Raw genomic sequence first — 14,650 nt, forward strand, 5'->3', positions numbered from 1 at the left:
CGCCTCATTTCAGCGGAGAGAAGGGCAACGGCATGGCCAGGGTCGAGGTCATCTCGGGCGTCAGCCAGTCGGGCCCGCCCTTCGGCGGCCAGATGCCATCCGCAACCGTCTTGGCGCGGGTCTCGGCGCGGTGGTTGGCACTCTCATAAGGCCAGATCTGGGTGAACCGGGTCGGGCCGTCGAGGGAATACATGGCGATGGAAAGCGGTGAGTACCCGGCCCGCACCGGCACGGCCTCGCGCCATTTGTCGATGGTCGGTCCCATGCCGTTCAGTTTGGGCTGATAGCTGCGGATCTCGTAGACCTTGCCGTATTCGCCCGGCGTGACCGGCAGTGTGAAATCCAGCGGGATGTAGCTGTCGGAGGTCCAGCCGCGCAGATGCTCCATGCAGCCGAACGGGTTCTCCGATAAGTGGGTGCGGGTGCGTTCGGCAATCAGGTCCTCGGCGCTTTCGAACTGACGCAGCAGGATGATGTCGTTGAGGCTGCCGATATCCGGAGCCCAGGCGCCCATCAGGGTGCCCTTGGCCTCCGAGGCGGCCAGCCACTCCTGGAGCGCGGGTGCCACCTTGGGTGTGACGAAAAGCGCGGTCTTCAGGGTGACGATGTCAAAAAGCGGCATGGGTAGCTCCTTCAGTGTTTCCGGCCACTCGGGCCGGCGGATCTTGCATTTCGGAAACGGTGTCGCCCCCCTGGCCGGGGTCCCAGAGGCCCGCCGCCACATGGGCGGCGATGTAGCCAAAGGTCATGGCCGGCCCCAGCGTGATGCCCCCGCTGGGATACTGCCCGGCGAAGATCGAGCTGAGGTCGTTGCCGGCGGCGAACAGCCCCGGGATCGGCGCGCCACCAGCGTCAAGCACCCGCGCGCGATCGTCGGCATCGAGGCCCGCGAAAGTGCCGAGGCTGCCGGGCACGATGCGCACCGCATGAAAGGGGCCGCGCCGCAGCGCCCCCAGTGAGGGGTTGGGTCGGCTATCCGGGTCGCCCTGCACACGGTTGTAGATCGATGCACCGCGGGCGAAGTCGAGATCCTCGCCAGCCATGGCCTGGGTGTTGAAGCGCGCGACCGTCGTCTCCAGCACCTGCGGGTCGAGATTGCAGCGCCGTGCCAGATCTTTCAGCGTGCGGCCCGACCGCAGGTAGCCGCAGCGCCGGAAGGGAGCCAGCGGGAAAGGCGAGGGTCGCGCCCAGCCCAGTCCCCAGCGACGCTGCGCCGGATGATCGGCGATCAGCCAGCATTCGGGCGCCTCACCGGCCGGGGTGGCATCGAACAGCGCGCGCATGAAAGCGTGATAGCTGTCGGCTTCGTTGGCAAAGCGCTCACCCCGGCCGCGCACCGCTATGATGCCCGGCTTAGCGCGGTCGATCAGGTGGGGGAAATGGGCAAAGCCCCCTTTGCCGTCGGGAACCAGCGAGACCGGCGCCCAGGCACCCGCATTGGCCAGGTCCTCGCGCAGGTGGCCGCCGACCTTGATGCCAAGGCGAATCCCGTCGCCGGTGTTGTCCTCCGTCGCAGCCGAGTAATGGGCCGGACCGGTATCGGATCCGAACAGCCGTGCCTGTGTCTCCGGATCATGGGGAAAGCCGCCGGTGGCCAGGACAACACCGCGCCGCGCGTGCAGCCGGGTGCCATCTGCCAGGGTCACGCCGGTAACCTGTCCCTCGTCATGCAGCAGCGCCGTGACGCCGGCATCGGTGAAAAGCTCCGCCCCCCGATCCAGACAGGACCGCATAAGCCCCGCCACCAACGCATTGCCGTTGACCAGTTGCATGGCGCGCCCATGCCGCACCAGGTCGATCCCGTGTTTCGCCAGCCGCCGCGCCACGTAAAGCGCCGAGGCCGGGCTGCGCGTCGCCTTGAAGAAATGCGCCATGTCCTTGCCCGAAGCGATGCCCATGCCAGCCAGCGAGATCACATCAAGCGGCGGCCTCAGCTTGGCAATCCAGGGCCCGAGCCGCCGCCCGTCGAATGGCGCGGCACAGACCGAGCGGCCACCGGCAGCGGCGCCCGGCCTTTCGATAAAATCGGGAACCTTGTTGCCGTCGATCCAGTCCACGGCGGAGCGGTCGCGGAAAAACCGCACCATCTCGGGGCCGGTGTCGAGATAGGTCTTTATCCGCGGATCGCCCACGCGGTTGCCCATGATCCCGGCAAGATAATTCAGCGGCGCTTCGGGCGGTTCGTCGATCCCGGCTTCGACCGCCAGAGGATTGCGCGGCACCCATAGCCAGCCGCCCGACCAGGCTGAGGTCCCGCCCAGCACCGGCGCCTTCTCCAGCACGGCGACGGACAGGCCCAGATCGGCGGCGGTCACCGCCGTGGCAAGCCCACCGGCACCCGATCCGACAACCAGCAGATCGTAGCTCGCTCCCGACTCGGGACGCGCATCGATGCTCCTCCCCTCTTGCGTCACGACCGCTCGCGCCTTTCTCCCGTCCGGGACTGCGTCAGCCGGCGGCCCATGGTTTCGTCGTACCAACGGGTAAAGCTGCGTCCCGCCAGGCTGGCCTCCGCCAGATCCTTCGAAGCCTGCCGCAGCTCCGGAAGGAACGAGTGCAACAGATCGGGTGTCGCCCGGGCCGATGGGCCGGCAATCGATACGGTGCCAATCGGCTCGTCGGTATCGGGATGGCGAATCAGCACGGCGATGGCCGCCATCCCGAGCATGAAGCTGGAGGTGTTCTGCGCGTAGCCCTGTGCCCGCGCGGTCTGCACGATCTGCAACAGCTCGGCCACACCCTTGGGCGCCGAAACACCGGAACCGCCGGGTCTTTCGAGCCCCTGCCGCATCACCGAGGCGACGGCCTCGTCATCGCTCAACCCCGACAGCCAGGCCTGCCCGCCGGAGGCGGAGGCAAGGTGCACGATTTGCCCGTGCTCCGCGTCGGGATCATAGCGCAGCCCCGAAGTCGCGCCCTGCGAGACACCGACCCAGACGAGTTCCTCGCCGTCGAACAAGGCCATCCGGATGAGCTCTTTCGTCGACTGCGCCAGCCGGTCGAGAATCGGCTGACTCAGGTCAGGAATGCCGGTGCGGGCGAGGAAGGCCAGCCCGTTGGTCGCCAGCTTCAGCGTCAGCATGTAATCGCCATGCTCGCGGCTCTGGCGCGTGTAGCCGAGCGTTTCCAGCTCTTTCAAAAGGCGGTGCACGCCCGACGGGGGTAAATCCAGTGCCTTGGCGATCTCGCTCACTGAAGCCCCTTCGGGCCGTTCGGCCAGAAAGCTGATAACACCCAGTCCTTTTTCCAATGCGCTGCTCATAACAGGCCTCTCGTTGTTGTCTGCCCAACAATATGGAAAAAAAATCCGAATGTGAAGACTATTAAAAAATGGAATGGTATGTCATTTTATGAAAATGGTGGGTTCAGACGCGATTCGAAGGCTCGCAGGAGGCGGGCCGGTCACCAGGCGTCAGGGAGGACGACATGGTCGATATTTCCATCAACAGCATCGCTGACCGTTACGATGTCGCCGTTATCGGCTCGGGCGCGGCCGGCCTCAGCGCGGCGATCTTTGCCGCGCTCGAAGGGGCGCGCGTCATTCTGGTCGAACGGACAGACTATATAGGCGGCACCTCGGCACTCTCCGGCGGCACGGTCTGGGCGCCGGGCACCGAAACCGGGCGCACGGTGAATCCCGACAATTCCCGCGAAAAGGTCTCCGCCTTCCTCGACAGCGTCGTGGGCAATTTCGGCAATCGCGACATGCGCGAGGCCTTCCTCGACGCCGCACCCGAGGCCATAGCCACGCTTCAGGCGCGCACGCAGGTGCAGTTCCGCCCCTATCCGCGTCACCCCGACTACGAATGGGATCACCCCAACCCCACGCTGAATGGCCGCGCGATCGAGCCGGTGCCCTTCGACACCCGCGCCATGGGTGCCGCGCGCAACATGATCCGTCCGCCGATTCCGGAATTCACCGTGCTCGGCGGCATGAATATCGACCGGGTGGATATCGGCCACCTGCTGAACCGCTACAAATCCCCGGCCAGCTTCCTGCATGTGACCAGGATCGTGACCCGCTACATGCGCGACCGCGCGCTGCATGGTCGGCACACGCGGGTGGTCATGGGCGGCGCCCTGGTGGCCAGGCTTCTGGCCTCCGCGCTGGATCTGGACGTCGACATCCTGCGCAGCACCGAAGTGACGGCACTGACCGAAGCCGGCGGTCAGGTGACCGGATTGCGCCTGCGGGCGGGCAGCAAGGAACGTGCCGTGTCCGTGGACGGCGGCGTCATCCTCGCCACCGGCGGTTTCGGACGCTCAAAAAGCCGCCGCGCCGCCTATCTGCCCGACACCCTGCCCGCCGAAAGCCCTTCGGCTCCCGGCCACACCGGAACCATGCATGACCTGGCCTTCGCCCTCGGCGCCGGCTACGGACAGGGCAACGACCAGAGCGCCTTCTGGGCGCCCTGCTCTACCCGCCGCCGCGCTGACGGCAGCACCGCGGTCTTCCCGCATTTCGTACTCGACCGTTCGAAACCCGGCACCGTCTGTGTCGACCTCAAAGGCCGCCGCTTCGTAAACGAGACGCTCTCGTACCATGCCTTTGGCAAGGCGATGCTGGCGGGCGGCCCCGACACTGCCGGCGCCTGGATCGTCACCGATGCGCCGACGCTGGCGAAATTCGGACTGGGCATGGTCCACCCGGGCGGGGAAAATCCGAAACCTCATGTCGCAGATGGCTATCTGATCGAAGCGCAGACGCTGGACGAGTTGGCCGCCGGGACCGGCACCGATCCGCAGGCGCTCGCTGCCAGCATCGCCGATATCAACGCGGCCGCGGAAAAGGGCGAGGATGCAAGCTTTGGCCGGGGCGGATCGCCCTACCAGCGCAATAACGGCGACCCGACGGTCACTCCGAATCCGACGCTGGGCCGGATAGCCACCGCGCCGTTCTACGCAGTGCGCCTGCAACCCGCCGATATCGGCACGGCGCAAGGCTTGCGCGGCGACACCCAGGCCCGACTGTTACGCGACGACGACAGCGTGATCGGCGGGCTCTATGCAGTGGGCAACGACCTGCATTCCATCATGGGCGGCACCTATCCCGGCCCCGGCATCACATTGGGCCCCGGTCTCGTCTTTGGCGCCATCGCCGGACGCCATGCCGCCGCCCGTTCGCATCAAGAGAAAGGACAGACCCGTGCAGCTTGACGGCGAAACCATCCTGTTCCCGGTGATCGGGGACCCCATTGCGCAGGTCCGCTCTCCGCGCTTCCTGAGTGAAATCCTGGCCGCGCGCGGCGTCAACGCGCTCGTACCGCCGCTGCACATCCATGCCGATCACGTGTCCGCCGCCATGGAAAGCTTTCGCCACGTGCAGAACGTTCGCGGCCTGGTGATCACGATCCCGCACAAGATGGCATCGCTCGCCTTTTGCGACGTGGTCAGCGACCGCGCCCGCTTTGTCGGGTCGGTGAATGTCATCCACAAGGATTCAGAGGGCCGCTTCATCGGCGACAATGTCGATGGCATCGGTTACCTCGATGGGATCAAGGCACTCGGCTTCGAGCCGGCGGGCAAGACGGCGCTGCTGATCGGCGCCGGCGGCGCGGGCAGCGCCGTGGCTTTCGAAATCCTGGATCGTGGCGCCGCGCATCTGACCATCTCCGATCTCGACGAAACGCGGCTGTCGCGCATTGTCGCGGCGCTGGACAAGAAGTTCCCCGGACGCGTCGCGGCTGGCGGCAACAACCCAACGGGCATGGATCTGGTGGCCAACGTCACCCCCTGCGGTATGCGCGAGGGCGACCCCTTCCCCTCCGATCCCGCACTGATGTCACCCGAGACCTTCGTCGCCGATGCCATCACTCGCCCTGAAGTGTCGCCCATGGTGGCCGCCGCACGCGCCAGGGGCTGCAACACGATGACCGGGGCGGGCATGTTCAACGCCGAAGCCGAAAGGCTGGTGGATTTCCTGCTGGGAGAGGGGCTGCCCTCGGATCCGGCAGAAAAAGCGGCGGCATAGGGCCGTCAATCAATGGGAGGAAAACAATGAAAACGTTACTTGCAGGCCTGACTCTGCTGGCCATGACCGGCGGCAGCGCGTTCGCCGCCGATTATCCCGCGAAGGAGATCCAGGGGATCATCCAGTGGGGAGCCGGCGGCTCCACAGACACGGTGATGCGCGCGGTGACGCCGCATGCAGCCGAGGCGCTCGGCGGCAATATCGTCATGCAGAACAAGACCGGCGGCGTGGGCGCCATCGCCCTGCGCTACGTCCAGCAGCAGAAGGCCGACGGCTATACGCTGCTGATGGGCGCCGAGAACCCGCAGATGTACAAGGTTCTCGGCCTCGGTACCGACGATTACACCGATATGGTGCCGATCAGCGTGCTGGCGCGCGGCGTGCCGATGTTCGTCGCCAACAATGACGCGCCCTACAACACGATGACGGAATTCGTCGAATACGCCAAGGCCAACCCCGGCGAGGTCCGCGTCGGTTCGACCGGTCCCGGCGGACTAACCTCGATCGTGCTCGCCATGCTGACCAACCACGAGGATGTCGAATTCACCCGCGTGCCCTATGACGGCGACGGCCCCGCGCTAACCGCTCTTCAGGGCGGCGCCATCGACGTGATGCCCGCGGTGCTGGGGGCTGCCATCGAAGGCGTGAAAGCCGGGCGCATGAAGGTCATCGGTCTGGTCGACACCCAGCCCAACGATCTGCTGCCTGGCGTCGTGCCGATCACCGAGGAGATCCCCGGTTTCACCGATTACCTGCCCTGGGGCCCCTTCTTCGGCGTTTTCGTCAAGGAAGGCACGCCGGACGAGGTCGTGGCCAAACTGCAAGCCGCCTATGCCGAAGGTGCCAAAAATCCCGACTTCATCAAGCTGATGGAAGATCGCGGCTTCATCGTCATGTCGATCGCCGGTGACGAGGCGATGGATTTCCTCGAAAGCTACCGGTCCACCTCCTCCTGGCTGGTGCATGACGCGGGCTTCTCGAAAAAATCGCCCGAAGAATTCGACATTCCGCGCCCCTGAGCCGCGGCGCATCAACCGGGAAACGGTATGATATGAAGGCCGAACGGCGCCCCGGCGTGGGCACCGTTCGGTACCGGCCGGCGCTGCCGGGGACGGCCCGGAGAGCCGCCCGCCAGCGATGGCTCTGCCAGAGGAGATTCCCATGAAAATCGACTATCGCGGTGACGCCGATCATCATGACGGCACATCCGACGCCACGCCCGGCGGCTATGAGGCAGAGCGCCGACCCGGAGAGCTGGCCTTCGCCCTGTTCCTGCTCGCGGCAAGCCTCTATCTGCTTTGGGAGGCGTACGGCATCGCCGGCTTCGAGGCGTTGTCCTCGGCGGGAGCCGTCCCGATGGCGACAACGGCGGCAATGGCGGTTTCGGCGCTTGTCATCGTGTGGCGCACCGCGCGGCTGCCGAAAGTGTCGACGGAGAGCCTGGCGCGCGACATCCTGCCGTTCAAAGTGATCCTCTTCGGTGCGCTGCTGGTCTGTTTCGGCCTGCTGCTGGTGCCGCTGGGCTTCCTGCCGACCGCTGCGCTCTTTCTGGTCGTGGCGATCAAGTATCTCTCCGGCCGTGGCTGGGGCTTCACCCTATCGGTCTCGCTGGGCAGCCTGCTGCTGATCTGGGTGGTCTTCCGTATCGTCTTTACCGTACTGATGCCCGCCGGCATCGTGCCGGAGGCAGAACTGCTGCAATTCTTCCACAACCCCAGCACCGGCGGAGGAGCGAAATGATGGATACCCTGCTGGCGCTTCTCACCGTCTTCACGCAACCGGAGCTTCTTCTTCTGGTGGGACTGGGCACTTTCCTCGGCGTTTATATCGGTGCGATTCCGGGCCTGTCCGTCACCATGGCGGTCTCTATCCTGATCTCTTTCACCTTTGCCTGGGATGTCTACCCGGCGATCTCGCTGATGGTGGGCATCTACATGGGCGGCGTCTATGGCGGCTCGCGCACGGCGATCCTGCTGAACATTCCCGGCGCGCCCTCGGCCATCGCCACGGCCATGGACGGCTATCCCATGGCACAGCGCGGCGAGGCCGGCGAGGCCATCGGCGTCACCACCGTCATGTCCTTCTTCGGCGGGCTCGTGGGGATCGCCGTTCTGGCTCTGGCGGCACCCTTCGTCGCCGAGTTCGCGCTGACCTTCCAGCCGCGCGACTACATGCTGCTCGCAGTGCTGGGCATCCTGTTGGTGGGCTCGCTTTCCGCAGGCAGCCTGCTCAAGGGTATTTTCGCCGGTGCCCTGGGCATCGCCATCGGCACGGTCGGCCGCGACCCGCTCACCTTTGCCGAACGCTTCACCTTTGATTTTCAGATCATGGAGGGCGGCATCTCCTTCATCGCTGTGATGATCGGCATGTTCGGCATCTCCGAAGCGCTGCTGCAACTCCACCATGTCAACGCCGAGGTGATGCGGCAGAAGATCGACCGCATCATACCGTCCTGGGGGACCGTGCGGAAATACCTGCCACTGTCGCTGCAAACCTCCTCGATCGGAGTCATCATCGGCGCCCTTCCCGGCACCGGCGGCGACATCGCGGCGCTCATGGCCTACGACCACGCCAAGCGCGTGACGAAAAATCCGACACGCCCCTTCGGCACCGGAGCGATGGAAGGGCTGGTGGCGCCCGAGACGGCAAACAATGCCGCGGTGGGCGGGGCCTTCGTGCCGATGATGACGCTCGGCATCCCCGGCGACGCGGTGACCGCGATCATGATCGGGGCGCTCTTCATCCACGGGCTGAACCCCGGCCCGATGCTCATGGTCGATCAGCCGCAGATGTTCTGGTTCATCGTCGGCGCGCTGCTGACCGCCAATGTCTTTATCCTGATCTGCGGCCTGACGGGGATCAAGCTCTTCACCAAGATCGTCGAGATGCCGCGCGCGGTGCTGATCCCGCTCATCATGCTGCTGTCGGTGGTCGGCGCCTATGCGGTCAACAACTCGGTCACCGATGTCTACTGGATGCTGGGTTTCGGAGTCTTCGGCTATTTCATGCGGCATTACGGCTATCCGCTGGGGCCAGTGATCCTGGGCGTGATCCTGTCGCGCCTCTTGGACGACAACTGGCGCCGTGCGATCATCTCTGAACGCGAAGACCTCGGCGCCTTCTTCACAGGCATCTTGACCAGTCCGCTGTCGCTGTCGCTGCTGCTGGTCTGCATCGTGATCATTCTGTCCCAGACCCCGCTTTTCAAGCTGCTGAAACCCCGGGCTGTGAAACGGACTACAGGTCAACTCTAGAAGGCGCCAAGATATTGGCGACGCATACGACTGTGAAAATGACAGAACGATACGCTCACGGCGACAAGCTGGTAGTGTCCAGAAGAATCGCGGAAGCGAGAGTTAGCATCCGGCTGCCAAAATCGACCGAGTGTAACGAGTGAAACGCTTCTGGAATAACTATCTAAAATCACTGGAGCGGGTAACGGGAATCGAACCCGTGCGTTCAGCTTGGGAAGCTGACAGGCTACCATTACATCATACCCGCAGAACCGAAACGGCCCGCCGCCGTTCATTACCACCACCGCCGGCTTTCCGGCAAGCTGAAAAACCGGCGACGACGGGACGTTGTGCAAAGGACAGTCGCGGGAACCGGGCGATCATTCGTTTTGCGGCGCTCGTGCGCTGAAATCGGCGGCAGCTTTTACCTGTGCCTTGACCGCAGGGGTTGACGCCTTGCGCCGGTTCGCTATCTCTGTATCTGTTGATCGCATTCTTGACCGGCCCGCCAAAAATGGCCGGCCGGAGACGCCTCCCACGGGGATTGAGACCTGTTCTTTTCAGGGGACGCTGACGGAATGCAGACGGCAAACCCGGTGCCGGGCCCCTCTGGCGAGAGTTTGACGGCGCTCTCGTGATGTCGGTACCGCCCGCAAAATAGCCGGCGGACATGTTTATCATGCTTCAAATCCCGTTACCCGTGACGCATGCGTTCAACGTATGCGCTTTTACCCGTTGCCACGCCTCTAAGAGACCGGAGGCGCGGCCATGACGTCCACCCTTTCCTATTTCAAATGGGCCTTCATCATCACCGTCGCCGGCCTGCTGGCCAGCAGCATCTATGGTTATTTCAGCTTCGGGTTCAGCGGCGCCCTCACCTTCCTGTTCATTACGGCCGTGCTGGCTGTCCTTGAAATCTCGCTGTCCTTCGACAATGCCGTCGTCAACGCCAACAAGCTCAAGGCCATGAGCCATGCATGGCAGCGGCGCTTCCTGACCTGGGGCATTCTGATTGCCGTCTTCGGCATGCGGCTGCTGTTTCCGCTGGTCATCGTCGCGCTCGCGGCAAAAATCGGCCCTTTCGCCGCAGTGCACCTCGCCTTTGCCGAGCCGCGCGCCTACGCCGCGATCATGCACAACGCCCATCTTTCGATTGCCGCCTTTGGCGGCACCTTCCTGCTGATGGTCGGGCTGACCTATTTCTTCGATTGCGACAAGGACGTGCACTGGCTGCCATGGCTGGAAGAACCTATGGCCCGCTCCGCCTCGATCAAGGGCATTGAAATCGGAATTGCGCTTATCGTCATTCTGATTTTCTCCGGGCTTGTGGCGGAAGAGCGGTCCGAAGATTTTCTCTACCCGGCTCTTTACGGCCTGATCACCTTTCTGGCCGTCGAAATCCTGAGCGGATTTCTCGACGCCAGTCAGGCAAAGGCAGCAAAGACGGCCGCCCAGGGCGGGCTCGGCGCCTTCATCTATCTGGAGGTCCTCGATGCCAGCTTCTCCTTCGACGGCGTGGTCGGCGCTTTCGCGCTCACCAAGAACCTGCTGGTGATTGCCATCGGGCTCGGGATCGGCGCCATGTATGTGCGCTCGCTCACAATCCTGCTCGTTGATCGCCAGACGCTCTCCCATTTCCGCTTTCTCGAACACGGCGCCTTCTATGCGATCCTGGTGCTGGCGGTGATCATGTTCACCCAGACGCTTGTTCATATTCCCGAAGCGGTAACCGGCCTTGTCGGCGCAGGCCTGATCGGACTGTCGCTCTGGTCATCGCTGCGCTGGCGCAAGCAGCTGAAGGAAGCCCTGTAGATCACCGGGGTGGCGGCCTTATTCGGCCGCCGCCCTGTGAAAAATCGCGATCTGGTTGAGGAAGGCGCGCAGGAGCGCCGGTTTCAGCGGCTTGTGCTGCACGACGATGTCCTCTTCCACCGCCAGATCGCGGACATCCTGCGTCCGGTCGGCGGTCAAAAGCAGCGCCGGGATATGGCGTGCGAAATGCTCCCGCAGGCTGATAACGGCCTGCACCCCGCTGTCTCCGCCATCGAGATGATAATCGGCGATGATGACATCGGGGCGCGTTTCAAGAGCGCAGGCGGCATCGGCATTCGCGGCGGTGTAGACCTCTGCCCCCCAGCCTCCGAGCAGCACGCGCATGCCTTCCAGTATGGCCATCTCATTGTCGATGCAGAGCACCTTGAGGCCGGAGATTGCCTGATCCGGCAATCGACCTGCCGCCCTGCCCGCCTGTGCCGCTGTCTCCGTGCCGGCTTCGGCCAGCGGCACGGTAATCCTGAAGACCGTTCCCTCGCCCGGCCGCGAAGCCAGCGAAACCGGATGGGCAAGCATGCGGGAAAGCCGGTCGACAATCGAAAGACCGAGACCGAGCCCCTGCGCGGCACGCGCCCCTTCGTCCAGACGGGTGAATTCGCCGAACACGGTTTCCGCCTTCGAGGCCGGAATACCGATCCCGGTATCATGCACCTCGATTACCGCATGATCGCCGCGACGACGCACACCGACCAGAACCTTGCCGGTCATCGTATACTTGATCGCATTCGACACCAGGTTCTGCACCAGCCGCCTGAGGCCCTGGGTGTCCGAACGCACCTTGAGTGAAGATTTCACCACTGTGAATGTCAGTCCGCGCTCATCGGCCAGCGGGCGGAAATCGGTCTCGACCCGTTTCAGCATATCGCCGAGGTTCACTGCCGTGAAATGCGGTTTCATCGCGCCCGCGTCGAGCCGGGAAATATCGAGAACGGCGCCGAGAATATCCTCGACCGACTGCAATGCGGAATCGATCTTGTCAGTGAATCCGCGCTCTTCCCCCTCCGCCGGCATGCGCTCGCCAAGCGCGGTGGCATAGAGCCGCGCGGCATTGAGCGGCTGCAGGATATCGTGACCGGCGGCGGCAAAAAACCGGGTCTTGCCGATATTGGCTTCGTCGGCCGCCGCCCGCGCAACCCTGAGCGCCTTGTTGACCTCGGTGAGTTCGGCCGTGCGGGCCACAACGCGCTGCTCCAGCGTTTCATTGGCCTGTTTGAGCGCCAGATCGGCTTCCACCCGTTGCGTGACGTCGGTGAAGGTGACGACCATGCCGGCTTCCGGCATGGCACGCGACTGCACCTCGATGATCCGCCGCCCACTGTCGAGCACCATCGGAAAGGCGCTTTCATGGGCGCGCAGACGCCTGAGCGCCTCGCGCGCCTCGTCGCCGGTCAGATCCCCGCGCGAAGACAGCCGGCCCATGATGTTGATCAGCGGATAGCCCACCTGACCGACCTCCTCCGGCAGATCGAGCAGCGCCCGAAAACGCTTGTTCCAGACGGTAAGCCGGTTCGATGCATCGAAAACGGCGATCCCCTGATCGATCTGGGCCAAAGCGGTCTGCAACAGGCCCTGATTATATTGCAGCGCCTCGCTTGCCTGATCGAGCAGGAAGGCGGCATCGCCCGAGGCAGCCTCCGCTCGCTGCAGCACCAGCGACAGCACAAGCCGCGCCGAGGACGAGCCGATGGCACTGCCGAGCAATTGTTCGGAGAAGTGAATGAGCGCCATATCGGCCTGTTCATCATCGCTCATCCGGCGGCCGGCATTGCGTTCGAAGGTCGCAAAGGAACGGGCGGTGCGTTCCGTGCCGAGATAGCCGTTCAGCGTTTCGCGCAGCATGCCGACGGAAACGCCCGTGCCGATTCCACGCGCCGACGACTGCCAGCGTGGCTGGCGCTTGACGAAAATGCCCGACTGGATGCGCTCCAGCGGCCGGGCCTGACGGCTGAGCGATCCAAGCACGAGGCCCGCGACATTGATGAGCAGCGACAGGCAGGTGACATTCAGCAGGATATCGGCATCGGGACCGGTAAACAGCCCGGTGCCCGGCAGGATGAAATTCATCACCGTTCCGGCAATGGCCGAATGGTCGGGCCCGCCAAGGCTGGGCACGAACAAGAGGTAAACCCAGGTGAGAAAGCCGAGCGAAAGCCCGAGAATGGCACCGCGTGCATTGGCCGTGCGCCAGACGAGACCGACAAACAATGCCGGCGCCACCTGCGCAATCGCCGCGAATGCCAGAAGCCCGATTGAAAACAGGCCCCGGTCGCCATCGATATGACGATAATAGGCGTAGCCGAGCAGCATGACGCCGAGGATGGAGGCCCGGCGAATATTGAGCAGTAGCGAATGGAAATCCTGGCGGTGTGCCTCACCGGCAATCATCCGCCGTCTGAGCAGGATCGGGGTGATGATATCGTTGGACAGCATGATCGCCAGCGCCACGGAGGCCACGATGACCATTGCCGTTGCCGCCGAAAACCCGCCGAGAAAGGTGACCAGCGAGATCAGCGGCTGGCCCTGGGTGAGCGGCAATTGCAGCACGTAAAGATCGGGATCGACACCCGGACCGAGTGTCATCGCACCGCCGATGGCAACCGGCATGACCAGAAGGTTGATCGCGATCAGATAGGCGGGAAACAGAAAACGGGCGAGGTTCAGTTCTCCCTCGCTGCGGTTTTCAACGACCGTGACATGGAACTGGCGCGGCAACAGCAGGATGGCGAAGCCGGAGAGCACCGTGAGCAGCACCCAGCGGCTGATCGGCGTTTCATAGGTGAGCGCGGCCGACGCCGCTACGTTGTCCCGGGCGGCGGCCAGAAGATCCGCTGGCCCGTCGAACAGCACGAACAACACGAACAGGCCCACCGAACCGAAGGCCACCAGCTTGACGACAGATTCCATCGCGATCGCCAGGATCAGCCCGTCCTGATGCTCGGTCGCGTCCGTATGGCGGGTGCCGAAGACGATGGCAAAACTTGCCAGCGCCAGCGTGACGACCAGCGGCAGGCCGACGCCGAAGGCCGCACCGAGAGAGGAAAGATCGACCGTGCCGCCGACCATGACCGAAACCGAATCCGAGACCGCTTTCAGCTGCAGCGCGATATAGGGAATGGCAGCCGCCAGCGAGATCAGCGCCACAAGTCCCGCCACGATCGGGTTTTTGCCATAGCGGGCGGCGAGAAAATCCGCCGCGGAGGTCAGCTTTTCCGATTTTGCCAGTGAGACGATACGCCGGACCACCGGCATGCCGACGGTGAACACCAGAATGGGGCCGATATAGATACCGAGAAATTCCAGCCCGCGCGTTGAGGCAAGGCCGACCCCGCCGAAATAGGTCCAGGAGGTGCAGTAGACGGCCAGCGACAGCGCATAGACGAAATTGCGGCCCGACCGCGGCGCAAGCTCGCGCTTTGCCCGCCGGTCGCCATAGCTCGCCACGGCAAACAGCAGCATGATGTAAAGCAGCGCCGCCAACAATATCAGCCAGCCCGGCAGCATGAAACGCCTCCCTTCGGGACCGGTTTCACCATAGGCTATCGACGCCCGGTTTGAAATGCGACTGTTGCAGCAGGAACCATCACAAAAAACAATGATTCCAGGCCCGAATTTG

Annotated in this window: 10 protein-coding genes and 1 tRNA gene; 6 read left to right on the plus strand and 5 right to left on the minus strand. The window is 63.9% G+C overall.

What is annotated here, in order from left to right; genetic code table 11:
• Nucleotides 1-4: 4 nt before the first annotated feature.
• Genes ACHZCU_RS06450 through ACHZCU_RS06460 form a run of 3 tightly spaced genes read right to left on the minus strand, consistent with a single transcriptional unit; the run spans nt 5 to nt 3,250 of the window.
• Nucleotides 5-622 (minus strand): NIPSNAP family protein, encoded by a 618-nt coding sequence (locus ACHZCU_RS06450; protein WP_181190782.1) that lies wholly within the window; start codon nt 620-622, stop codon nt 5-7.
• A complete protein-coding gene (locus ACHZCU_RS06455; protein ID WP_319518114.1) occupies nt 609-2,414 on the minus strand; it encodes an FAD-dependent oxidoreductase in 1,806 nt (601 codons plus the stop codon). The genes ACHZCU_RS06450 and ACHZCU_RS06455 overlap by 14 nt, the downstream gene beginning before the upstream one ends.
• Nucleotides 2,411-3,250, minus strand: coding sequence for an IclR family transcriptional regulator (locus tag ACHZCU_RS06460; protein ID WP_319518115.1), 840 nt, complete (start codon nt 3,248-3,250; stop codon nt 2,411-2,413). The genes ACHZCU_RS06455 and ACHZCU_RS06460 overlap by 4 nt, the downstream gene beginning before the upstream one ends.
• Before the next feature lie 176 nt (nt 3,251-3,426).
• On the opposite strand from ACHZCU_RS06460, the gene ACHZCU_RS06465 reads away from it, so the two are divergent.
• The 5 genes from ACHZCU_RS06465 to ACHZCU_RS06485 all read left to right on the plus strand — a co-directional run bounded on the left by ACHZCU_RS06465 (nt 3,427) and on the right by ACHZCU_RS06485 (nt 9,225).
• Entirely contained in the window at nt 3,427-5,157 is a 1,731-nt protein-coding gene (locus ACHZCU_RS06465) for an FAD-dependent oxidoreductase (protein ID WP_319518116.1), read from the plus strand.
• The gene (locus tag ACHZCU_RS06470; protein ID WP_319518117.1) at nt 5,147-5,971 is read left to right on the plus strand and encodes a shikimate dehydrogenase; all 825 of its coding nucleotides are present in this window, start codon (nt 5,147-5,149) and stop codon (nt 5,969-5,971) included. Before ACHZCU_RS06465 ends, ACHZCU_RS06470 begins: the two co-directional genes overlap by 11 nt.
• A 26-nt stretch (nt 5,972-5,997) precedes the next feature.
• Nucleotides 5,998-6,990, plus strand: a complete 993-nt coding sequence (locus tag ACHZCU_RS06475; protein WP_319518118.1) for a tripartite tricarboxylate transporter substrate binding protein — start codon at nt 5,998-6,000, stop codon at nt 6,988-6,990.
• A gap of 142 nt (nt 6,991-7,132) precedes the next feature.
• Nucleotides 7,133-7,711: a tripartite tricarboxylate transporter TctB family protein gene (locus ACHZCU_RS06480; protein ID WP_319518119.1), complete on the plus strand. Its 579-nt coding sequence runs from the start codon at nt 7,133-7,135 to the stop codon at nt 7,709-7,711.
• Nucleotides 7,708-9,225 (plus strand): tripartite tricarboxylate transporter permease, encoded by a 1,518-nt coding sequence (locus ACHZCU_RS06485; RefSeq protein WP_319518120.1) that lies wholly within the window; start codon nt 7,708-7,710, stop codon nt 9,223-9,225. Before ACHZCU_RS06480 ends, ACHZCU_RS06485 begins: the two co-directional genes overlap by 4 nt.
• A gap of 173 nt (nt 9,226-9,398) precedes the next feature.
• Here ACHZCU_RS06485 and ACHZCU_RS06490 read toward each other — a convergent pair.
• Nucleotides 9,399-9,472, minus strand: a tRNA-Gly gene (locus ACHZCU_RS06490).
• 500 nt (nt 9,473-9,972) lie between these two features.
• On the opposite strand from ACHZCU_RS06490, the gene ACHZCU_RS06495 reads away from it, so the two are divergent.
• Nucleotides 9,973-11,016, plus strand: a complete 1,044-nt coding sequence (locus tag ACHZCU_RS06495) for a DUF475 domain-containing protein (RefSeq protein WP_106307833.1) — start codon at nt 9,973-9,975, stop codon at nt 11,014-11,016.
• 18 nt (nt 11,017-11,034) lie between these two features.
• Here ACHZCU_RS06495 and ACHZCU_RS06500 read toward each other — a convergent pair whose 3' ends face one another.
• Nucleotides 11,035-14,538: a PAS domain-containing hybrid sensor histidine kinase/response regulator gene (locus ACHZCU_RS06500; RefSeq protein WP_319518121.1), complete on the minus strand. Its 3,504-nt coding sequence runs from the start codon at nt 14,536-14,538 to the stop codon at nt 11,035-11,037.
• Between the last annotated feature and the right edge of the window lie 112 nt (nt 14,539-14,650).

The sequence above is a fragment of the uncultured Martelella sp. genome (genome assembly GCF_963677965.2).
Taxonomy (GTDB): domain Bacteria; phylum Pseudomonadota; class Alphaproteobacteria; order Rhizobiales; family Rhizobiaceae; genus Martelella; species Martelella mangrovi.